Genomic DNA, 22,246 nt, shown 5'->3' on the forward strand with positions numbered 1-22,246 from the left:
GGGCTGCCAGCCTGCCGGCCATGAGCCCGCACAATCTCGCCGAATTTGAAGCTGATCATGATCTGCCGCGCGGCGATTATGAAACGAAGCTGGAGGCGCTGCAGCACCGGTTGGAGTTGATCCAGGCCGCCTATATCGCGCAGGGGCTGAAGGGCATCGTCGCGCTGGAAGGCTGGGATGCCGCCGGCAAGGGCGGTCTGGTGACGCGCATGAACGCAACGCTCGATCCGCGTTATTGCAAGGTCTGGCCGATCGCGGCGCCCTCGAAGGAAGAGGCTGCCCGCCATTATCTCTGGCGCTTCTGGCAGCGGTTGCCTGGCAATCGTGAAATCGCCGTGTTCGATCGCACCTGGTATGGCCGCGTGCTGGTAGAGCGGGTGGATGGTTTCACGCCTGAGCCGCGCTGGCGCCAGGCCTATGGCGAGATCAATGATTTCGAAGCGCTGTTGATGGGCGATGGCGTGCGGCTGGTGAAGATCTTCCTGCACATCACCCAGAAGGAACAAGACAAACGACTTGAAGAACGGCTGAAAACGCCCTGGAAACGCTGGAAGACTGGCGCAGAGGATTATCACAACCGGTCAAAACGCGCCGATTATATGGCGGCCTATCACGACATGTTCCGCCTGTGCTCGCCGCCGGAAGCGCCCTGGCATGTGGTCGCCGCCAACGACAAGAAATGGGCCCGGGTGCGCAGCCTCGAGATCATCTGCGATACGCTGGGCGCCGGGGTGGACCTGCGTTGGCCGGAGCCCGATCCGGAACTGGTGAAGACGGCCGAGAAAGCGCTGGGGAAGAAGCTGCTTTAACCCGGCGTGCTCTTGCCCAGCCACTCGCTCAGCCGGTTCGGGCCCTTCGTGGTCGCCCGGTCGGGATAGAGGGTTTCATACACGACGGCATTTTCCAGCACCCGCTGCACATAATTGCGGGTTTCGGAGAATGGGATGCTCTCGATCCAATCGATGATGTCGCCGTCCTTCGGGTTGCCGTTGAGGGCGAGGAAGCGCCGGACATTGCCCGGCCCGGCATTATAGGCCGCCACGGCCAGCGGCGCCGATCCGCCATAGGCGGCGCGCAGCCGTTCCAGATAGGCGCTGCCCAGTGTGACATTCCACACCGGGTCGTCCAACAGCCGGCTGGCTGGGCTGGCCGGAAGGCCGAGTTTCTGCGCGGTTTCCGCCGCCGTGCCGGGGAGCAGCTGCATCATGCCCAGCGCATTGGCGCTCGATCGCGCGCTGCGGTCGAACTGGCTTTCCTGGCGGGTGATGGCGTGAATGATGGCAAAGCGCGGGACCAGGCTGTCGGGCAGCGGCAGCAACGGGAAGGCCGCCGCTATCATCGTCAGTTCGGCAGTGCCGCGCGCCGCCTTGCCGGCATGAACACCGGCATCGGGGCGCCCCAGCGGCCCGGCGAGATTGGCCACCAGGATGGCGCGGTCCGGCGTGTCGGCTGTGTCGGCCAGCTGCTTCAGGAAGATGGTCTGCCGCGGGCGATCGACATCGGCGAGCGCGAACACCGCCCGCACCCGCGGTTCGGCGCGGAAATTCCCCGCGCTGCGGCTGTCAACGGCCGGCAGCGGACGCGCGGTCAGTGCCAGCGCCTGGCCCAACCGCTCCGCGGCGAGCTGGCCGTAGAAATAATCGGGGTGGCTGGCAGCGGCGGCATAATATTGCCGGGCCTGATCGCGCTGGCCGGCGGCTTCAGCCGCGCGACCAGCCCAATAATCGCCGCGGGCCTGGCTGATTGGCGCCTGCGCCACGGCGCGGGCATTGCGGAAATGGCTGAGGGCAAGGCCCGGCTGGCCCAGCTTGCGCAGCGCCAACCAGCCGGCCAGCCATTCCGTGTCGAGAAAGGCGGCGCGCTCGCTGACCGGGCGGTTGGCCATGCGGGCCGGGTCGAGGCCATGGCTGGCCAGCACGGCACGCGCGCTTGTCGCATTGCCAGCCCGCCACAGCGCGCGGCCGATGTCGAGCCGGGACTTCAGCCAGGATTCAAGCCCAAGCGTGAATTCGCCGCCGGCAACCCGCGACGTCGCGTTGGCGGCGAGCAGGGCATTGCCCTCGTCGGCCCGGTTGTTGCGGATCAGCCATTGCGCCTCGTCGAGCAGCAGCCCGGCCTCTCGCCGCAGGGCCGGCGAGATGACGCCGAGCCGCGCCGCGACGTCTGGCGCATTGCGCTTCAGCGCGATGCGGGCCAGCGCCCACAGCCGCGTGTCGGTATCGACGCGGGCCAGCATGCGGCCGGCCGGAGTCGTCCGGTCGGCCCACAACAGCCGGTCCATGCGGTTGGCATGATCGGCCGGGCGCAGCCTGTCGCCGAAACGGGCAAGCAGACGGGCCTCCTGCGTTTCATCGAGGCCGGCCGAATCCCACGCGTCGCGGGCCCAGGTGGCGGCCGCACTGGCCTGCCCGGTTGCCGCCAGCGCTTCGGCCAGCCGCCATTTGCCTTCGGCGGTGAGCGGGGGGACCTTGGCGAAATGGCGCACGATCTGATCGGGCGGCGTGTCGTCGTTGATGTTCCGTTCGGCGAGGCGGCGGATGGTGGTGACCGCCGGCCAGTCGAGATGACCGGCCAGGAAGGCGGCATAGTCGCTGAAGCTTCCCTTGAAGCTGTCGCGCCGCAGCCGGTCCCAAGTCACGACGTCGTCGAGCACCGGTACCGCCTGGCCGCCGGTGAGCGGCGCCGCCGACAATCCGCTGAAGCGCCCGGCCTCGTTGTCGGCCAGTCGCGCCTGGTAGCGGGCGATGGTGGCGGCATCGAGGGCCTGAGCGGCGGCCGGCGCGGCGGTGGCCAGCATGGCAATGCTGGACAGGGCGGCCCAGCCGCTTCTATTGCGCGCATTGAACATGGCGCCTGTGATAAGGGGCGGCAGAGGAACGCGCAATGAATGGACTCACCCTCAACGGATCGATGCCGGCTCTGGTCACTCCGTTCAGGAACGGCGCGGTGGACCTCGACGGCTTTGCTGCCTTTGTCGAATGGCAGATCGGCGAGGGCAGCCACGGCCTGGTGCCGGTGGGGACGACGGGCGAATCGCCGACGCTGAGCCATGACGAGCATTATGCCGTGATCACCGCCTGCGTTGACGTGACTAACAAGCGCGTGCCGGTCATCGCCGGCTGCGGCAGCAATGATACGCGCACGGCCATCGCCCACCTCGCCCACGCCGAAAAGGTGGGCGCTGATGCTGCGCTGATCGTCGTGCCTTATTACAACAAGCCGTCGCAGGCTGGCCTGATCGCGCATTTCACCGCCCTGCACGACGCGGCACGGCTGCCGATCATCATCTACAATATTCCCGGCCGCAGCGTCGCCGACATGAGCGTGGAAACGATGGCGCAGTTGGCCCGGCTGCCGCGCATCATCGGCGTGAAGGACGCGACCGGCAATATCGCCCGCGTCGCCCAGCAGCGCCTGGCCTGCGGGGCCGATTTCATCCAGCTTTCGGGCAATGACGACATGGCGCTGGGCTTCAACGCGCAGGGCGGGGTGGGGGCGATTTCCGTCACCGCCAACGTGGCGCCGCGCCTGTGTGCCCAGATGCAGGAAGCCATGCTGAAGGGCGATTATGCCGCCGCGCTCGCCATCAACGATCGGCTGCAGCCGCTGCACGCGGCGCTGTTTGCCGACACCTCGCCGGGCCCGACCAAATATGCGCTGGGTCGCCTGGGCCGGATGACGACCGAGGTGCGCCTGCCCATCGTAGAGCCATCGGCGGCAGCCAAGGCCGCCGTCGATGCCGCGCTTGTCCACGCCGGGTTGATGTGATGGCCAGGCCCAAGCCCGAAACCGGCGTGAAGGTGAAGACGGTCGCCGAGAACCGGCGCGCCCGGTTCGAATATTATATCGAGGATGTGGTGGAGGCCGGCATCGCGCTGACCGGCACCGAGGTGAAGTCGCTGCGCATTGGCCAGGCCAGCATCGCCGAAAGCTTTGCCGAGGTGAAGGACGGCCAGATGTGGCTGATCAACGCCACCATCCAGGAATTCAGCCACGGCAATATCTTCAACCACGAGCCCAAGCGGCCGCGCAAATTGCTGTTGCATGGCCGCGAGATCGACAAGATGAACAACGCCGTGACCCGCCAGGGCATGACGCTGATCCCGCTGTCGATCTATTTCAACGGCACCGGCCGCGCCAAGGTCGAACTGGCGTTGGGCAAGGGCAAGAAGCTGCACGACAAGCGCGAAACGGCCAAGGAACGCGACTGGCAGCGCGACAAGGCCCGCCTGCTGAGGGATCGAGGCTGATGGCAGAAAACGGCGGCAAGGACGGTGGCATTCGCGAGAAGCTGATTGCCATCAAGCAGGCCTGGGCCGAAAGCCGCCGCCTGCTCACCGGCCATACCGACCCCGGCCACGCCCAGCGCCTGCCGCCAGGCCAGCGCCTGGTCACAAATTGGCCGGTGCTCGATCTGGGGGTAAAGCCGGCAATCTCGCAGGCGGAATGGCGGCTGAGCGTCGATGGCGCCGTGGCCAATCCGGTGACCTGGGACTGGGCGACCTATCAGGCGCAGCCGCAGGTCGAAGACGTGTCCGATATCCATTGCGTCACCCAATGGTCGCGCTTTGACAATCGCTGGTCGGGCGTCGCCACCAGCCATCTCTTGAGCGTGGTGCAGCCGCTGCCCAATGCGAATGTCGTCGTTCTGCATGGTGCCGATGGCTACACCACCAATGTCACGCTGGAGCGGTTTGCCGGCGATGATTGCCTGATCGCCCATGCCCATGATGGCGTGCCGCTGAGCCGTGAGCATGGTGGCCCGGTGCGAGCGATCATCCCGCGCTGGTATTTCTGGAAATCCGCCAAATGGCTGGCCCGCATCGAGGTTCTGGCCGTGGACAAACCGGGCTTCTGGGAGGTACGTGGCTATCACAACGATGGCGACCCCTGGACGGAGCAACGCTATTCCTGACCAGTCTCCCCCTGACGAAGCGCCCGCCGCTGTGAGCGACTGGACTCACTTCCATCCGGTCGAGAACAGCTGGCCAGTGCCCTATGCGGAAGGACTGACCAGTCCGTGGATCGGCTCGCTGCTGATGAACCTGCCGATCGCGCTGGCGTTGATCGACAGTTCGGGGCGGATTGTCACCGGCAATGACGCGATGAAGGCGACAGCCGGCAAGGGCTGGCGCCCCGGCCTGCGACCCGAGGCGATGGTGGTTGCCGATGATGCCCCGCTGCTGGCCCGCGCAGTCGCCGACGTGTTGAATGGCGGCGATGCCCACGGCCTGCGGCTGGCATTGTCGGAACGGCCCGACGAACTGCGCGACATCAATGTCATGCCGATCCCGCCCGGCATGGGCTTTGCCGCGCTGATCGCCATGCGCGACATCCGCGAGCAGATGCGGTTGGAAGCCCAGGTCGCCGCCGTCACCCGTCTGCAGGCAGTGGGCCAGTTGGCCGGCGGGGTCGCGCATGATTTCAACAATCTGCTCACCGCCATTCTGGGGCATGCCGAGCATCTGCTGGAACAGTTCTCCGATCCCAGCGCCGAACATGAGGCCATCCTAGAAATATTGCGCAACGGCCAGCGCGGCGCCAACCTGGTTGGCCAGTTGCTCGCCTTCGCCCGTCAGCAACCACAGCACCGGCAATTGCTGTGCGTGCAGGACGTGGTGCAGGAGCTGCGGCCGCTGCTGGTGAAGCTGCTCGGCCCGGCCATCGAACTCGAGATCGTCGCGCCGCAAGGCCAGTTCAGCGTGCGCGCTGATCCGGGCCAGCTTGAGCAGGTGATCGTCAACCTTGCCGTCAACGCCCGCGACGCCATGCAGGGCAATGGCAAGCTGGTGATCACCATCGCTGATATCACCCGCCGCAACGTCAAGGCGCTGGGCCATGACATGATGCCGGCGATCGATTTCGTTGCCATCGACGTGAGCGACACCGGCAGCGGCATTCCCCCCGAAATCGCCGCCAAGATCTTCGAGCCCTTCTTCTCCACCAAGCCGCAAGGGCAGGGCACCGGACTGGGGCTTTCCACCGTCTATGGCATCATCAAGCAGTCCGACGGCTTTATCTTTGCCAAGTCGGGCCCGGGTGGGCGTGGCACCACCTTTTCCATCTATCTGCCCGGTCGGCCCCGCCCAGTCGAAGTGCGCCCCGAACGCGTCGAACCGCCGCCGCCGCCGGAACCGGTGCCGGCCGGCCGCCGCGTGCTGCTGGTGGAGGACGAACCGTCGGTGCGCGCCGTGTTTGCGCGCGGGCTGGAACGGCTGGGCTGCATCGTCAGCATCGCTGGCGACGCGATGGCGGCGCTGGCCATCCTGCGCGAAGGCGAGATCTTCGACGTGCTCGTGTCTGACGTGATGATGCCCGGCATCGATGGCGTCGAACTGGCATTCGAGGCGGCGCGGATGCGGCCAGACATGGGCATTGTGCTGATGTCCGGCTATGCCGAACTGCCGCGACACCGCGAAGCGGACGCGCGCGGAATCCGCTTCTTGGCCAAGCCTTTCGCCCTGGCCGAACTGGTGTCAGCCATCGCCACTGCCCAACCGCTGAAGGATTGATTCCGCTGAATCGGTGGGCATTCGTTCCCCCCTTGTTCTCCTAGAACAATTGGTGTACATCAAAAGCCGTTGACGAAGGTCGAACGCGGCTTCAGGGAAGGGAACCAGGGTCATGGCAACAGCACTCAAGGTGGTGGAATCGGGAATGGATCGGCAAAAAGCGCTGGAAGCGGCACTGGCCCAGATTGATCGTGCGTTCGGCAAGGGCTCGGTGATGAAACTGGGCCAGCGCGACGCGATGGAGGTGGAGGCGATCTCCACCGGCTCGCTCGGTCTTGATATCGCGCTCGGCATCGGTGGTCTGCCGCGTGGCCGTGTCGTGGAAATCTATGGCCCGGAAAGCTCCGGCAAGACGACGTTGGCGCTGCATGCCATCGCCGAGGCGCAGAAGAACGGCGGCACCGCGGCCTTCGTCGATGCCGAACATGCGCTGGACCCTGTCTATGCCAAGAAACTGGGCGTCAATATCGACGAACTGATCGTCTCGCAGCCCGATACGGGTGAGCAGGCGCTGGAGATTGTCGACACGCTGGTGCGCTCCAACGCCATCGACGTGCTGGTGGTCGATTCGGTCGCCGCACTGGTGCCGCGCGCGGAAATCGAAGGCGAGATGGGCGACAGCCACGTCGGCCTGCAGGCCCGCCTGATGAGCCAGTCGCTGCGCAAGCTCACCGGCTCGATCAGCCGTTCGCGCTGCCTGGTCATCTTCATCAACCAGCTGCGCATGAAGATCGGTGTGATGTACGGCAACCCGGAAACCACGACCGGCGGCAACGCGCTAAAATTCTATGCCTCGGTCCGTCTCGACATCCGCCGCACCGGCCAGATCAAGGATCGCGACGATATCGTGGGCAACACCACCCGCGTGAAGGTGGTGAAGAACAAGGTGGCGCCGCCGTTCAAGCAGGTCGAGTTCGACATCATGTATGGCGAGGGTGTCTCCAAGATCGGCGAAATCCTCGATCTCGGCGTCAAGGCCGGGGTGGTGGAAAAGTCGGGCGCCTGGTTCAGCCACGACAGCGTGCGCATTGGCCAGGGCCGCGAGAACGCCAAGAAATATCTGAAGGAAAATCCGGACGTCGCCGCCAAGATCGAACGGGTGATCCGCGACAATGCCGCCGGTATATCCGATGCACTGATGGTCGGCCCGTCTGCAGACGACGATGCCGGCGATGACGAGATGTAAACAGCAGCGTTCTGCGTTTCCCACAGGAAAGGGGCGGCCTCACCCACTGGCCGCCCCTTTTTTGTTGCCCGTGAGCAGCGTTCGGAACGATTGACCTGGCCTCGGCGCTTGCGCAGGAAGGATGCGCAGCCGCAAGGAGCCTGGCATGAGCAACGCCGAGCAGATCGAATATTGGAACGGCAAGGTTGGCGAGACCTGGGTGCAGATGCAGGAGCGCATGGACCTGGCGCTGACGCCAGTCACGGCGGCCCTGCTCGCCGCCGCCAGCCCACAGGCCGGCGAACTGGTGCTCGATATCGGCTGCGGTGCTGGCGAGACCACGTTGGCGATGGATGCCGTGGTGGGGGAGGGTGGCCACGCCATCGGCCTCGACATTTCCGAGCCGCTGTTGGCCCGCGCCCGGACACGCGCCGAAGCGCTGTTGAGCGAGGCTGAGTTCATTGCGGCCGATGCCTCGGTGTGGGCGGAGGAGAGCGGCTTTGATCTGATCCTGTCGCGCTTTGGCGTGATGTTCTTTGCTGATCCGCAGGCGGCCTTCACCCACCTCCATGGCCTGGCAGCCCCCGGCGGCCGGCTGGTCTTCGCCTGCTGGCAGCCCGCCGCGCGGAACCAGTGGGCAACGCTGCCGCTGACGGCGCTGGCCAGTCTTTTGCCGGCCCAACCGCCCTCCGATCCCTATGCCCCGGGTCCCTTTGCCTTTGCCGATGCCGCCCGCGTTGCCACCATGATGGAGGCAGCCGGTTGGCAGGATGTCGGCTTCCTCAGCCTGCCGTTCGAGATGATGGTGGGCGACGGCGACGACCCGGTCGGCGCTGCGGTCACCTTCAATCTGCGCATTGGCCCGGCGGCCCGCGCGGTGCGGGAAGCGGGCATTGGCGAGGCCGCCAAGCCGGCGCTTGCGGCGGCGTTGCAGCCCCACCTGCAGGATGGCCAGGTTCGCCTGCCCGGCGCGGTCTGGCTGGTGACAGCGCGGGCTTGAATGAGAGCGGCTGCCGCCGCCCTTTACGCTGGCCGCATCGGGCGTTAAGCGCTTGCGCCATGATATCGTCGAACGACATCCGCAAGAGTTTCCTCGATCACTTCGCCAAGGCGGGGCACACAGTCGTGCCGTCAGCACCGCTGGTGCCGCAGAATGACCCGACGTTGATGTTCACCAACGCCGGGATGGTGCCGTTCAAGAATGTCTTCACCGGCCTTGAATCGCGCCCCTATACCCAGGCCGCCAGCAGCCAGAAATGCGTGCGCGCCGGCGGCAAGCACAATGATCTCGACAACGTGGGCTACACCGCCCGCCATCACACTTTCTTTGAAATGCTGGGCAATTTCTCGTTCGGTGATTATTTCAAGGAACAGGCGATCACCCTGGCCTGGGACCTGCTGACCCGCGAATGGGGGCTGGACAAGGACCGGCTGTGCGTCACCGTCTATCACACCGACGACGAAGCCGCCGGCCTGTGGAAGAAGATCGCCGGCCTGCCCGAAGACAAGATCATCCGCATCGCCACCAACGACAATTTCTGGTCGATGGGCGACACCGGCCCGTGCGGGCCCTGCTCGGAAATCTTCTATGATCACGGCGCCCACATCGCTGGCGGTCCGCCCGGCAGCCCGGACGAGGATGGCGACCGCTTTGTCGAGATCTGGAACCTGGTGTTCATGCAATATGAGCAGGTTGATCGCGACACCCGCCTCAATCTGCCGCGCCCCAGCATCGATACCGGCATGGGGCTGGAACGCATCGCCGCCGTGCTGCAGGGCGTGCATGACAATTATGACACCGACACCTTCAAGACGCTGATCGCCGCCAGCGAGGACAAGGTGGGCAAGGCGCTGACCGCCGAAGCCCGCGCCTCGCACCGGGTGATTGCCGATCACCTGCGCTCGTCGGGTTTCCTGGTTGCCGATGGCGTGCTGCCGGCCAACGAAGGCCGCGGCTATGTGTTGCGCCGGATCATGCGCCGCGCCATGCGCCACGCGCATCTGCTGGGCGCCAAGGAGCCGTTGATGCACCAGCTGGTGCCGGCGCTGATGGCGACCATGGGCCAGGCCTTCCCGGAACTCGGCCGGGCACAGGCACTGATCGAGGAGACGCTGAAGCTGGAGGAGACTCGCTTCCGCCAGACGCTGGAGCGCGGCCTTGGCCTGCTCGAGGACGCGACGGCGAAGCTGTCTGCGGGCGGCACGCTGCCCGGCGACGTCGCCTTCAAGCTCTATGACACTTATGGCTTCCCCTATGACCTGACCGAGGATGCGCTGCGGGCGCGCGGCATTGCCGTCGATCGCGCCGGCTTTGATGCCGCCATGGCCGAACAGCGCCGCCTGGCCCGCGCCGCCTGGAGCGGTTCGGGTGAAGCCAAGGACGCCGCGGTGTGGTTCGACATCGTCGAAGCCGAAGGCGCCACCGAGTTCACCGGCTACACCAGCCTGACCGGCGAGGCCAAGGTCGTCGCGCTGGTCAAGGACGGCAAGCAGATCGACGCTGCCAACGCCGGTGACAAGATCGTGGTGATCACCAACCAGACGCCTTTCTATGCCGAAAGCGGCGGCCAGGCGGGCGACGGCGGCACCATCAGCTGGGGCGAGGGCCTGTCCAGCCGCGTGGCCGACACGCGCAAGGCGCTCGGCAAATTGCACCTGCACGACGTGACGCTGACCGCCGGGCCGCTGGCCGTGGGCGATGTCGTGAAGCTGGATGTCGACGCCCCGCAGCGCGGCGCCCACCGGCGCGCTCACAGTGCCACCCACCTGCTGCATGCCGCGCTGCGCCGCCGCCTGGGCACGCATGTGACGCAGAAGGGCAGCTATGTCGGCGAGGATTATCTGCGCTTCGACTTCTCGCACCAGAAGGCGATGACGCCGGCCGAACTGGCGCAGGTGGAAGCCGATGTGAACGCCCAGATTTTGGGCAATCGCGCCGTATCGACCAAGCTGATGACGCCCGATGCCGCCATCGAGGCTGGCGCCATGGCGCTGTTTGGCGAGAAATATGGCGAGGAAGTGCGCGTGCTGTCGATGGGCGCCGATGATGGTGGTGACACCTATTCGGTGGAACTGTGCGGCGGCACCCATGTCGGCGCATTGGGCGACATCGGCCTGTTGAAGATCACGAGCGAAAGCGCCGTCGCCAGTGGCGTGCGCCGCATCGAGGGCAAGACCGGCATTGCTGCCCGCGAATGGCTGAATGAGCGAGAAGCCCTGTTGCTGGAAGCGGCTGCAACCATCAAGGCGCGTCCCGAGGAAGTGCCAGCGCGTCTTGCTACGCTGATCGACGAACGCAAGCGGCTCGAACGCGAACTGGCCGATGCCAAGAAGGCGCTGGCCCTGGCTGGCCCGGCAAGCGGCCCCAAGGCGGGCCCCGAGATGGTGAACGGCATCGCTTTCCAGGGCCAGGTGCTCGACGGTCTGGAAGCCAAGGCGCTGCGTGGGCTGGTTGACGAGGCCAAGCAGGCGCTGGGCAGCGGCATCGCGGTAATTGTTGCGGTGAACGACGGCCGCGCCAGCGTTGCGGTGGGCGTGACCGATGATCTGGTGGCCACGCGTTCCGCGGTGGACCTCGTCCGCGTTGCGGCGGCGGCACTGGGGGGCCAGGGCGGCGGCGGCCGGCCCGACATGGCACAGGCCGGCGGCCCAGATGCCGACAAGGCGGCAGACGCGATTGCTGCGGTGAAAGCCGCACTGGCTTGACCTTTCGCCGCTGACCGGCCACACGCCGCGCCCCGGATTGAGGTGCGGCAAGATGAGCGAGCAATGGGAAGCATCGGCGGCGGCCTGGATCGCCATTCAGGGTGACAGCGGCGATTTCGGCCGCGTGCACGTGCTCGATGCACCCATGCTGGCGCTGGTGGATGAGCTCGCCCCGGCGCGTGTGCTCGATGTCGGCTGCGGTGAAGGCCGGTTCTGCCGGATGCTTGAGGCACGTGGCATTGCCACGACCGGCATTGATCCGGCCACCGCCTTGATTGCGCAGGCCCGCGCGCTGCATGCCGACGGTGACTATCGCATTGCCACGGCGGAGGCCATGAAGGTGGACAGGGGCGGATACGACATGGCCGTCTGTTATCTCTCGCTGATCGACATGCCTGATCTGGATGCGGCGCTGGCCCGCATCGTCGCCGCGATCCGGCCAGGCGGCCATCTGCTGATCGCCAATCTCACCGCATTCAACACCGCCGCCGTGTATCTTGGTTGGGTGAAGCCGCTGATCGGTGAGCCGAGCTTCCCCATTGATCATTATCTGGAAGAACGACCGCGTCGGACCGCCTGGCGCGGGGTGGACATCATCAATCACCACCGACCGCTAAAACGCTACATGCAGGCGCTGCTTGGCCACGGCCTCATGCTCACCCATTTCGACGAACCGCCGGCAACAGGCGGCCCGGCTGACAAGCGTGACCGTTACAACCGGGTGCCGAATTTTCACGTGATGGCGTGGCGCAAGCCGGCCTAATCGCCCTTTGCCGGGCCGCGACGCAGAGTGCGCAGCGGCGGGCGCTTCAGCGTTGTGCCACCGCTCTTGATCTGGGCCCGCAGCTCGTCGCGCTTTTCGTGAATGGAGGCGATCACCGGCCCCATCGGCACGCCCAGGTCAACCAGCACAGCCTCGGCAAGTTGCAGACTGGATTCCACCGTTTCCGGCACCGCATCCGTGGCACCGACGGCATAGAGCATGGCGGCATGATCGGCATCGCGGGCGCGCACCACGATGCACAGATCGGGATGGTGGAGGCGGATGCGGCGGATCAGGAGATCGAGCATGCGCATGTCGTCGATGGTCAGCACCACGGCGCGGGCTTGGTCCAGCTTCAGTCGGTCAACCAGCTCCGGCCGGCGGGCATCGCCATAGATCACCGGCTTGCCACCGCGTTTCAGGCGCTGCACCTCGTCAGGATCGGAGTCCACCGCCATCCAGGGCTGGCCGTGCATGTCGAGCATCTGCGCCACCAGCCGGCCGACGCGGCCAAAGCCGATGATCACCGTCTGCCCGGCGGCGTGATCGGCGGGAGGATCGTCGCGCTCCTCGCTGGCCTGGGCCTCCAGCCTGGCGCCAGCGAGGCCAAGCAGCGGCGCCAGCGCCAGGGTGAGCGAGGCGACAGCCAGCGCCATTTCGGCGGTGCTGCCGCCGATCAGCCGCGCCGAGGTTGCTGCTGCGAGCACGATCAGGCTGGTTTCCGACGGGCTGGCCAGCAGCAGCGCGACATGGCCGGCAACGCCGCGCCGGGTACCCTGCAGGCGCAGCAGGCCATAGACAGCGCCGGCCTTCAGCGAGAGCACGATGGCGGTGCCGGCCAGCACCGGCCAGGGATCGGCGGCAATGGCGGCCAGATCGAGGCCACTGCCGACCCAGATCAGGAACACGCCGAGCAGCAGGCCTTCAAAGGGCTGGATCGCCGCTTCGATCTGGCGGCGATAGTCGCTGGCCGACAGCATCAGCCCGGCGGTGAGCGCGCCGACCGCCGGTGACAGGCCGGCGGCGGCCGCCGTGGCCGCCGATCCGATCAAAACCACCAGCGCGGCCGCCAGGAACAATTCGGAGCGGCGGGTGCGGGCGGCCTGCAGGAACAGCGGCGGCACCATGTGGCGGGCAAAGAGGGCAATGCCGATCAAGGCGCCAATGCCGATGGCGAGGCTGCGGCCGAAATTGCCGCCACTTCCGGCGCCGATCAGCAGCAGGACGGGCGCCAGCGCCAGATCCTGGAACAGCAGCACGCCCACCGCCTTGCGCCCGGCCTGGCTGTTGACGCGCCCGCTGGCCGACAGCAGTTGCAGGCCCACCGCCGTAGACGACAGCGCCATGGCCGTGGCCAGCGCCACCACTGGCAGCAACGGCAGCCCGGCAAACACCAGCACTGCGGCGATCAGGCCGCCGCACAGCAAGAGTTGCTGGCTGCCAAAGCCCAGGATCAGGCTGCGCATGATGCGGATGCGATCCAGGCTGAGCTCCAGCCCCAGCGCGAACAGCAGCAGCGCGACGCCGAGTTCGGCCGGTGCGGCCAGCGATTCTGGGTTGGAGAGCGCCAGCCATTCCAGCCCCGGCAACTGGCCCAGCCCGAACGGCCCGGCGGCGACGCCGATCAGGATGAAGCCGATCACCGGCGAGATGCGCAGCGCCGCGAATGCCGGAATCACCAGGCCGGCCGCGCCGAGCACGAGCACCATGTCCTTGAAGGCGGTGGATTCCAGGTTCAGCGCCATGGCGGCACCATGGCGGCTGCATTCCGGCTTGTCACGTGTGGCGGCAACGGGTGCCGGTCAGGCCCGGCGCAGCGCCTCGCGTTCGAACAGCACCAGCGGCATGGAGCCCAGCCGCAGGATTTCATGGAACTGGCGGATGTCGAAGGCGGCGCCCTGTTTCGCCTTCACCGCCTCGCGCACGGCCAGCCACTTGGTGTGGCCGATCTTGTAGCTGAGCGCCTGACCCGGCGACGCGCAATAGCGCACGATCTCGCGGGTGGTGCGGCCCTTGGCAAAGCCCGTGGCGCCCACCATCCAGTCGATGGCCTGGTCCTTGGTCCAGCGCTTGTGATGGATGCCGGTATCGACAACGAGGCGCGTGGCACGGAACAACAGGCTTTGCAGATAGCCAATGCGGCCCAGCGGATTGCCGTCGTAATAGCCGATCTCGTCGGCCAGGGTCTCGGCATAGAGTGCCCAGCCTTCGGTGTAGGCGGAATAGCCGGCGCGGCGGCGGATCGGCGGCACGTCCGGGCTTTCCAGCGCCAGCATCACCTGGAAATGATGGCCCGGAACGCCTTCGTGGAAGGTGACGGTGGGCAGGCCGAACTTCGGCCGGTCGAAACTGTCGGTCAGGTTGATGAAGAAGGTGCCGTTGCGGGTGCCGTCGGGGGTGCCGGCGCTGTAATAGGCGCCGGCGCCGCCTTCCTGGATGGCGGGCGGCACGCGGTTCACGTCCAGCCTTGACTTGGGCTGGCTGATGAACAGCCGGCTCAATTGCGGATACATGGCCGCAGCATGGCGGCGCAGTTCGGCGAGCAGCTCTTCCTTGCCGGGATCGGTGTTGGGATAGGTCTGGTCGGGCCGCTCATTCAGCGCCACCAGCCGCTGTCCAACTGTGCCCTGGGTTAGGCCCTGGCCCTTCAGCAGGCCATCCAGTTGGGCCGAGATGTCGGCAACCTGGGCGAGGCCGAGTTGGTGCACCTCCTCGGCGCTGTAATCGGTGGTGGTCGAGGATTTGACCGCGGCATCGTAATAGGCAGCGCCATCGGGCAGCTTCCACACGCCGGCATCCATGCTGGCCTTGGCGCGCAGAGCCGTGACGGCGGCAGTCTGGCGATCCAGCGCCGGGGCGATCTCGCCGCTGACGATGCCAGCGGCACGCGCGGCCCAATCGCCGTCCACACGGGCTTCGGCGGCCTTGCGCGCGAGGGCGGCGGCCAGCACCGATTCAGCCGGCGGCGTGTCGCGCAAGCGGCGCATCTGCGGCAGGGCCAGATCAAGCAGGAAGGCCGGCGGCACCACGCCCAACGCGGCTTCCTCGTTCAGGCGCTGCGTGTTCTGATCGATCGCGCCGGCAAAGGCCGACAGGCGGGCCAGCCAGGCTTCGGCATCGCTGGCGTTGGAAACGCGGTGCTGGCTTTCCAGGAAGCCCGGCACCTCGCGATAGGCGCCGTCGCTGTGGGTCAGCACATAGGGCGCGAAATTGCCGCCGGCACTGCCAAAGCGGAAGCGCGTCTCGTTCATCACCCGGCGCGACAGATCATACTCCACCACGTCGCGATCGAGGCGGCGCGGCGGCGACAGATCGTCGGCTTGGATCGCCCGAAGCCGATCGAGCTGGCTCCTGGCGCGGGCCAGATCGGCGTCACGGCCGGCGCGGCTGTAATCGGACAAGCGCGATTTCAGTCCGGCATTGGTGCCAGTATCGAGGCCGAGCGCCGTCGCCCGTTCCGGTGCATCGGCAATGCCTTCGGCAAACATCGCATCGAACAGGGCGAGCAATTGCGCATCGGCCGGTGTTGGACCGGTGAGGGCGGCGGCCGGGCCGGAGACCGCCAGTGCGGCCGTGCCCGCCAGCAGCGCGCGGCGGGTGATGGTCAAATCCTGCATCTTGCTCTCCCCAATCATGCCCCGTCTATTGGCGGGCCGGGCGGGGGAGGGCAAGTGCGGGTTACAGCCCCTTGGCGATGGCGCTGTCGAGATTGGCGCGGATGGCTTCGAAGAATTTCTCCGTCGTCATCCAGGCCTGATCAGGGCCGATCAGCAGCGCCAGATCCTTGGTCATCGCGCCCGATTCCACCGTTTCGATGCAGACGCGCTCCAGCGTTTCGGCGAATTTGGTCACGGCCGGGGTTCCGTCCAGCTTGCCGCGGTGCTTGAGGCCGCCGGTCCAGGCGAAGATGCTGGCGATCGGGTTGGTGCTGGTCGGCTTGCCTTCCTGGTGCATGCGATAATGGCGGGTCACGGTGCCGTGGGCGGCTTCGGCTTCCACCGTCTTGCCGTCGGGTGTCAGCAGGATGGAGGTCATCAGGCCAAGGCTGCCATAGCCCTGGGCCACCATGTCCGACTGCACGTCGCCATCGTAATTCTTGCAGGCCCAGATGAACTTGCCCGACCATTTCAGCGCCGAGGCGACCAGATCGTCGATCAGGCGATGTTCGTAGACGATGCCGGCCTTGCGGAACTGGGCCTTGAATTCGTCGGTGTAGATTTCCTCGAACAGGTCCTTGAAGCGGCCGTCATAGGCCTTGAGGATGGTGTTCTTGGTGGAGAGATACACCGGCCAGCCGCGCACCAGGCCATAGTTGAGGCAGGCGCGGGCGAAATCGCGAATGCTGTCATCGAGGTTGTACATGCCCATGGCGACACCAGCCGACGGGAAATCGAACACCTCTTCCTCGATCACGCCGCTGCCATCCTGGGCTTCCCAGCGCATGGTCAGCTTGCCGGGGCCGGGCACCTTGAAATCGGTGGCGCGATACTGGTCGCCAAAGGCGTGGCGGCCGATGACGATCGGATCAGTCCAGCCCGGCACCAGGCGCGGCACGGACTTGATGACGATGGGCTCGCGGAAGACGACGCCGCCCAGGATGTTGCGGATGGTGCCGTTCGGCGATTTCCACATCCGCTTGAGGCCGAATTCCTTCACGCGGGCTTCGTCGGGCGTGATGGTGGCACACTTCACGCCCACGCCGAACTGCTTGATCGCGTTGGCGGATTCGACCGTCACCTTGTCGTTGGTGTCGTCGCGGTTCTCGATCCCGAGGTCGTAATATTTCAGGTCAATGTCGAGATAGGGCAGGATCAGCTGCTCGCGGATCCATTGCCAGATGATCCGGGTCATCTCGTCGCCATCCAGTTCGACGACGGGGTTTGCGACCTTGATCTTCGGCATCGTGCGCTTCCTGCATTTCCTGCGACCTAATGAAGCAGGCTCTTAGGAGGTCAGGCGGGCCATGGTCAATGGCCGCTTCCCCCCGTTTCCATGAGCTTTTCCGACAGGGCCGCAAGATTGTCCAGCGGTTCGGCGAGGCTGTCGAGGTGAGGCGGGCCAAAGCCGGCGGCGCCGATATGGGCCAGCAGGTCGGCAAGCGGCTGCCAATAACCCTGACCGCCGAGCAGCCAGATCGGCTTGTCGTGGATGCCGAGCTCGCGCCAGGTCAGGCTTTCGAACAGCTCGTCGAGCGTGCCGATGCTGCCGGGAAGGGCGATGATGGCATCTGACAGGCGGTGCATCAGCGCCTTGCGCTCGTGCAGGGTTTCGACGACGTGCAGCTCGTCCAGCCCGTCCTGCGCGACCTCGGTGGTCATCAGCAGGCGCGGGATGATGCCGATGACGCGGCCGCCATCGGCCTTGCAGGCCCGCGCCGCCACCCCCATCAGGCCCACGCGGCCGCCGCCGTAGACCAACGTGATGCCACGGGCAGCGCACAGCTGGCCCAGGCCGGCGGCCAGTTCGGCATGGGCGGGATCATGGCCCGTGCGGGAACCACAGAAGAGCAGCAGGGATCGGATCATCGCCGCCCTGTGGCGTATCGGCGAGCCGGGCGCAATGCACGACGAATTGCCAAGCGGCGTATGACGGGGCTAAAGCAGCCGGATGACTGATCCTGACAAGAAATTGACCATCGAGGAGCTCGAGGCCGAACTGAACGCGCTGAAGGACGCGCCGCAGCCGCTGGCCACACAGCCACCACCACCACCTGAAGTGCCACCCGGCCCGTTGCCGCTGGTGCCCGGCGAGTCCGCCAAATATCGCCTGCCCGACATGCACCCGGAAGGGCGCAAGTTCGTCGGCATCGCGCTGGCGGCCGTGCTGTTTACGGGCCTGGTGCTGGAATGGACGGCGTTGAGCTTCGTGCTGGTCGGCATCGCGATCTGGGTCGCCGCCTTCTTCCGCGATCCGGTGCGGGTGACGCCGCTGGCCGACAATCTGATCGTGTCGCCGGCCGATGGCCTGATCAGCCTGATCACTAATGTTGACGTGCCGCGCCAGCTGCTGGGCGAGGGCGGGCTGGCAGAAGGCCAGGTGACACGCATTTCGGTGTTCATGAACGTGTTTGATGTGCACGTGAACCGCGCGCCGATCGCCGGGCGAATGACACGCATCGTCTATGTGCCGGGCAAGTTCCTCAATGCCGATCTCGACAAGGCCAGCGAGGAGAATGAGCGGCAATATTTCGTGATGGAAGACAGCAGCGGTGTGCGGGTGGGCTTCACCCAGATCGCTGGCCTGGTGGCGCGGCGCATCATGAAGTGGGTGGATGTCGGCCAGGTGCTGAAGGTGGGCGAACGCTTTGGCCTGATCCGCTTTGGCAGCCGCGTCGATGTGTTCCTGCCGGCCGGCTATGTGCCGGCCGTGGCCGTGGGCCAGCGCGCCATTGCCGGCGAAACCATCCTGGCAGTGAAGGGCAGCCCGCTGCTGCAGGGTGCGCAAGCCCAGTGAGCAAATGCGCTGACTTGCATCGCGGTGCCGGCGCGCTGATGCTGGCGGCATGAGCGAGACGGACCCGCCCCGCCGCCGCGGCATCCCGCTGCGTGCCTTGATCCCCAACGCGGTGACGGTGCTGGCGCTGTGCTTCGGCCTGACCGGCGTCCGCTTTGCCATTGGCGGCGAGTGGGAAAAGGCGGTGGGCGCGATCCTGCTGGCCGGGGTGCTGGATGGCATTGATGGCCGCATTGCCCGCCTGCTGAAGGGCACCAGCCGTTTTGGCGCCGAACTGGATTCGCTGTCAGACGTGACCGCCTTTGGCGTGGCGCCAACGCTGGTGCTTTATCTGTGGGCGCTTCAGCATCTGCCGGGCCGATTTGGCTGGGTGATTGCGCTGGCCCACGCCATTGCCTGCGCGCTGCGGCTGGCACGGTTCAACGCCCAGATCGATGCAGAGGACCAGCCGCATAAGCGCCTGGGCTATCTGACGGGCATTCCGGCACCGGTGGGAGCAGGGCTGGCGCTCAGCCCGCTCTATCTGCAATTCTGGCTTGCCCCGGCGTTTCTGGATGATCTGGCGATCCGGGCCAGCGTGGTCGCTGCCATCTCGCTGTGCGTGGCCTTCCTGATGGTGTCCAGCCTGCCCAGCTACAGCTGGGGCTCGTTGCGGTTGCGCTCGACGTGGCGGCTGCCCGCATTGGGCGCGGTCGGCCTGTTTGCCGGGGCGCTGTTCACCAATCCCTGGCCAACGCTCACGCTGGTTGTGGTGGCCTATGCTGCCACCCTGCCGTTTGCGGTGAGCAGTTATGCCCGGCTGAAGGCCCGCGAAGGCAGCGGCCGCGCCGTCGAGACGCGCGCCGCCGACGGCATCCAGCCACCGCCCTGAACCGGTTGCCCACGCAGGGCATCGATCAGCAGCAGGCGGGCATCGCCCAGCATCAGGCCCACCAGAGCCCAGGCGGCCACACAGGCCAGCAGCATCAGCAGCATCGTCATCATCCGGTCCTTTCGATCGGCGTCGAATCGCCGTCGTGTTCCGTTTCTGTTCTACCGTTTATGTTCCGCAAATGTTCCCCGCGTCAAGTCCCTCTTTCACCGGCCTGCCGGCGCGGCTATGACCATTTGGCAAGGCGCGCCGGCCGGGGAGGGTGGTGCGCCCATGATCTGGGGAGAGACTATGTCGGGCACGATGCAGGATTGGCCGCTGCTGGTGGGGAAGCTGATCGACCATGCCGCCATCTATCACGCCAAGCGCGAGATCGTGTCGTTGAGCTGCGAAGGGCCCAAGCACCGCACCAACTGGGCCGAAGTGCGCGGCCGTGCCAGGCAGGTGGCCGGCGCGCTGCGGCGGCTGGGCATGAAGCCGGGCGATCGCATCGCCACCCTCGCGTGGAACACCTGGCGCCATGTCGAAAGCTGGTACGGCATTTCCGGCATGGGCGGCGTCGCCCACACCATCAACCCGCGCCTGTTTGAGGAACAGATCATCTATATCGCCAACCACGCCGAAGACCGGGTGCTGTTCTTTGATCTGACCTTTGTGAAACTGGTTGAGAAACTGGCGCCAAGTTTCTCAACAATCGAACATTATGTGCTGCTCACCGATCGCGCTCACATGCCGGCCGACTGCAGCCTGAACCTGCTCTGCTATGAGGAGTTGCTGGCCGCCGAGAGCGTGGACGAACCGTGGGAGCCGGTGCCGGAAACCGCGCCAGCCGGCCTGTGTTACACCAGCGGCACCACCGGCAATCCCAAGGGCGTGCAGTATAGCCATCGCTCCAACGTGCTGCACGCCATGGCGGCGTGCGCCACCGATGTGTTTGGCATGGGCGCCCGCACCGTCGTGCTGCCGATCGCGCCAATGTATCACGCCAACGCCTGGTCGATCCCCTACACCGCGGCAGCCGCTGGCGCGAAGCTGGTGATGGGTGGGCCCAATTTCGATCCGCCCACCCTGCACAAGCTGATCGTGGAGGAAGAGGTGGATCTGGCGCTGGCCGTGCCGACCATCTGGCTGGGCATGATGCAGCATCTGGAAAAGACCGGCGAAAGCCTTGGAAAATTGAACAGAACCGCCATTGGCGGCTCGGCTGTGCCGCGCGCGATGATCGAAGCCTATGACAAATTGGGCGTGCGCGTGCTGCAGCTGTGGGGGATGACGGAGATGTCCCCGCTTGGCACGGTCGGCACGGGCGTTCCGGAAACAGATGCAATGGGTTACGGGCAACAGCTCGACATGCGGATAAAGCAGGGCCGCGGCCTGTTCGGCGTCGAGATGAAGATCGTGGATGACGATGGCGCGGAGCTGCCGCGCGACGGGGTGGCCTTTGGTCGCCTGCTGGTGCGGGGGCCGTGGATCGTCGGCAGCTATTTCAAGGGCGATGGCGCATCGGCCTTCGATGCCGATGGCTGGTTCGACACGGGTGACGTCGCGACGCTCGATCCGCTGGGCTATATGCAGATCGTCGATCGCGCCAAGGATGTGATCAAGTCTGGCGGCGAGTGGGTGTCCTCGATTGACCTCGAAAATGTCGCCGTCGGCGCGCCCGGCGTGGCTGAAGCCTGCGTGATCGGTGTGCACCACCCGAAGTGGGACGAACGCCCGCTGCTGCTGGTGGTGCCCAAGGACGGTGCGGCGGTGACCAGGGAAAGCGTGCTCGCCTATCTCGACGGCAAGATCGCCAAATGGTGGACGCCGGATGACGTGGTCGTCGTTCCCAGCCTTCCACACACGGCGACCGGCAAACTGCTCAAGACCGCGCTGCGCGAGCAGTACAAGGACTACAAGCTGCCGACGGCATGAGCGCCAAAGCCCATGTTTGCCGCTGCCAACAAGAGATTGGCGGCGGTGGGGGTTAACGCGTCGCGCCTTTGCCACGATGTTCCAGCAGACCATCCGATGCAGGACTGCTGCCATGACTCTTCCCCTCGATCACCTCGTCATCATGGGCCGCGATGTGGCGGCCAGCCGGGTCTTTTATGGCGATCTGTTGCCGCTGCTGGGCTTTGCGCAACGGCGGGAGGACATCTGGGTCAACGATGCCGGCCTGCACCTGCAGGTGCTGGCGGCAGAAGCGGGCACGCGCGGCTATGAGCGGCGCGGACCCGGATTGAATCATCTTGGTTTTGGGGCGCCGGATGCGGCATTCGTGGAGGATCTGCGCGCGGCGATGCTGGCCAAGGGGCACGCCATCCAGCCGATCCAGCGTCTCGGCGGCGCCCATGCGCTGTTCATGCCCGATCCCGATGGCCTGCGGGTGGAAGTGACCTGGTATCCGCCCGGCAAGAACGTGGTCGATTAATGCATCTGGCCGCCGTTGGGTACCGCAAGGTCAGGGCCCAACAGCACCACGGCGCCATTCTCATCGGGCAGGCCGAGCACCAGCACTTCGCTCATGTACTTGCCGATCTGGCGTGGCGGGAAATTGACGACAGCGATGACCTGGCGGCCGATCAGCGCCTCTGGCGTGTAATGCACGGTGATCTGGGCCGAGCTTTTCTTGACGCCGATCTCTGGCCCGAAATCGATGACCAGCTTGATCGCCGGCTTGCGGGCTTCGGGGAAGGGCTGGGCGTCGATCACCGTGCCGGCACGGATGTCGACGGCGAGGAAATCATCGAATGTGATCGTCGGGGCGCGCATGGCCTGTTCATGCCATCAGC

At 66.0% G+C, this 22,246-nt stretch carries 19 protein-coding genes; 13 read left to right on the forward strand and 6 right to left on the reverse strand.

The genetic code is table 11. The annotated features are described in order from the left end of the window. Nucleotides 1–20 precede the first annotated feature (20 nt). Nucleotides 21–809, forward strand: coding sequence for a polyphosphate kinase 2 family protein (locus tag GJ693_RS01675; protein WP_156254603.1), 789 nt, complete (start codon nucleotides 21–23; stop codon nucleotides 807–809). On the opposite strand, the gene GJ693_RS01680 is transcribed toward GJ693_RS01675, so the two are convergent. Further along, nucleotides 806–2,848: a lytic transglycosylase domain-containing protein gene (locus GJ693_RS01680; RefSeq protein WP_156254604.1), complete on the reverse strand. Its 2,043-nt coding sequence runs from the start codon at nucleotides 2,846–2,848 to the stop codon at nucleotides 806–808. The two genes, GJ693_RS01675 and GJ693_RS01680, sit on opposite strands and share 4 nt — an antisense overlap. Before the next feature lie 35 nt (nucleotides 2,849–2,883). Here GJ693_RS01680 and dapA point away from each other — a divergent pair, with 35 nt between their 5' ends. The 8 genes from dapA to GJ693_RS01720 all read left to right on the forward strand — a co-directional run bounded on the left by dapA (nucleotide 2,884) and on the right by GJ693_RS01720 (nucleotide 12,145). Then, nucleotides 2,884–3,768, forward strand: coding sequence for a 4-hydroxy-tetrahydrodipicolinate synthase (dapA, locus tag GJ693_RS01685; RefSeq protein WP_156254605.1), 885 nt, complete (start codon nucleotides 2,884–2,886; stop codon nucleotides 3,766–3,768). After that, nucleotides 3,768–4,250, forward strand: a complete 483-nt coding sequence (gene smpB, locus GJ693_RS01690) for an SsrA-binding protein SmpB (RefSeq protein WP_156254606.1) — start codon at nucleotides 3,768–3,770, stop codon at nucleotides 4,248–4,250. Before dapA ends, smpB begins: the two co-directional genes overlap by 1 nt. Continuing rightward, a complete protein-coding gene (locus GJ693_RS01695; protein ID WP_156254607.1) occupies nucleotides 4,250–4,915 on the forward strand; it encodes a sulfite oxidase-like oxidoreductase in 666 nt (221 codons plus the stop codon). Before smpB ends, GJ693_RS01695 begins: the two co-directional genes overlap by 1 nt. Before the next feature lie 31 nt (nucleotides 4,916–4,946). After that, on the forward strand, nucleotides 4,947–6,512 hold the full coding sequence (locus GJ693_RS01700) for an ATP-binding protein (RefSeq protein ID WP_197041876.1): 1,566 nt from the start codon (nucleotides 4,947–4,949) through the stop codon (nucleotides 6,510–6,512). 112 nt (nucleotides 6,513–6,624) lie between these two features. Continuing rightward, on the forward strand, nucleotides 6,625–7,698 hold the full coding sequence (recA, locus tag GJ693_RS01705; RefSeq protein WP_156254609.1) for a recombinase RecA: 1,074 nt from the start codon (nucleotides 6,625–6,627) through the stop codon (nucleotides 7,696–7,698). Nucleotides 7,699–7,843: 145 nt separating this feature from the next. Then, nucleotides 7,844–8,677: a class I SAM-dependent methyltransferase gene (locus GJ693_RS01710; RefSeq protein WP_197041877.1), complete on the forward strand. Its 834-nt coding sequence runs from the start codon at nucleotides 7,844–7,846 to the stop codon at nucleotides 8,675–8,677. 59 nt (nucleotides 8,678–8,736) lie between these two features. Beyond that, nucleotides 8,737–11,382, forward strand: a complete 2,646-nt coding sequence (gene alaS, locus GJ693_RS01715; RefSeq protein WP_156254611.1) for an alanine--tRNA ligase — start codon at nucleotides 8,737–8,739, stop codon at nucleotides 11,380–11,382. 52 nt (nucleotides 11,383–11,434) lie between these two features. Beyond that, nucleotides 11,435–12,145 carry a class I SAM-dependent methyltransferase gene (locus GJ693_RS01720; protein ID WP_156254612.1) on the forward strand — a complete coding sequence of 237 codons (711 nt, stop codon included), beginning with the start codon at nucleotides 11,435–11,437 and terminating at the stop codon, nucleotides 12,143–12,145. Here GJ693_RS01720 and GJ693_RS01725 read toward each other — a convergent pair. From GJ693_RS01725 to GJ693_RS01740, 4 genes are all read right to left on the reverse strand, one after another. Next, nucleotides 12,142–13,890: a cation:proton antiporter domain-containing protein gene (locus GJ693_RS01725; protein ID WP_156254613.1), complete on the reverse strand. Its 1,749-nt coding sequence runs from the start codon at nucleotides 13,888–13,890 to the stop codon at nucleotides 12,142–12,144. The two genes, GJ693_RS01720 and GJ693_RS01725, sit on opposite strands and share 4 nt — an antisense overlap. Before the next feature lie 57 nt (nucleotides 13,891–13,947). Next, nucleotides 13,948–15,780, reverse strand: coding sequence for a DUF885 domain-containing protein (locus GJ693_RS01730; RefSeq protein ID WP_235902547.1), 1,833 nt, complete (start codon nucleotides 15,778–15,780; stop codon nucleotides 13,948–13,950). Nucleotides 15,781–15,823: 43 nt separating this feature from the next. After that, a complete protein-coding gene (locus GJ693_RS01735; protein WP_156254614.1) occupies nucleotides 15,824–17,047 on the reverse strand; it encodes an NADP-dependent isocitrate dehydrogenase in 1,224 nt (407 codons plus the stop codon). Nucleotides 17,048–17,112: 65 nt separating this feature from the next. Continuing rightward, on the reverse strand, nucleotides 17,113–17,670 hold the full coding sequence (locus GJ693_RS01740; RefSeq protein WP_235902548.1) for an LOG family protein: 558 nt from the start codon (nucleotides 17,668–17,670) through the stop codon (nucleotides 17,113–17,115). An 82-nt stretch (nucleotides 17,671–17,752) separates the two neighbouring features. Between GJ693_RS01740 and GJ693_RS01745 the strand changes: the two genes are divergently transcribed. The 4 genes from GJ693_RS01745 (at nucleotide 17,753) to GJ693_RS01760 (ending at nucleotide 21,885) form a co-directional block, all read left to right on the forward strand. Then, the gene (locus tag GJ693_RS01745; RefSeq protein ID WP_156254616.1) at nucleotides 17,753–18,598 is read left to right on the forward strand and encodes a phosphatidylserine decarboxylase; all 846 of its coding nucleotides are present in this window, start codon (nucleotides 17,753–17,755) and stop codon (nucleotides 18,596–18,598) included. 49 nt (nucleotides 18,599–18,647) lie between these two features. Next, nucleotides 18,648–19,469: a CDP-alcohol phosphatidyltransferase family protein gene (locus tag GJ693_RS01750; RefSeq protein WP_156254617.1), complete on the forward strand. Its 822-nt coding sequence runs from the start codon at nucleotides 18,648–18,650 to the stop codon at nucleotides 19,467–19,469. 273 nt (nucleotides 19,470–19,742) lie between these two features. Further along, nucleotides 19,743–21,386: a long-chain-fatty-acid--CoA ligase gene (locus tag GJ693_RS01755; RefSeq protein ID WP_328598810.1), complete on the forward strand. Its 1,644-nt coding sequence runs from the start codon at nucleotides 19,743–19,745 to the stop codon at nucleotides 21,384–21,386. A 112-nt stretch (nucleotides 21,387–21,498) separates the two neighbouring features. Beyond that, on the forward strand, nucleotides 21,499–21,885 hold the full coding sequence (locus GJ693_RS01760; RefSeq protein ID WP_156254618.1) for a VOC family protein: 387 nt from the start codon (nucleotides 21,499–21,501) through the stop codon (nucleotides 21,883–21,885). Here GJ693_RS01760 and GJ693_RS01765 read toward each other — a convergent pair. Beyond that, nucleotides 21,882–22,226, reverse strand: a complete 345-nt coding sequence (locus GJ693_RS01765; RefSeq protein ID WP_156254619.1) for a tRNA-binding protein — start codon at nucleotides 22,224–22,226, stop codon at nucleotides 21,882–21,884. The genes GJ693_RS01760 and GJ693_RS01765 overlap by 4 nt on opposite strands. Between the last annotated feature and the right edge of the window lie 20 nt (nucleotides 22,227–22,246).

It is taken from the genome of Sandarakinorhabdus oryzae (assembly GCF_009733735.1).
Lineage (GTDB): Bacteria > Pseudomonadota > Alphaproteobacteria > Sphingomonadales > Sphingomonadaceae > Sandarakinorhabdus > Sandarakinorhabdus oryzae.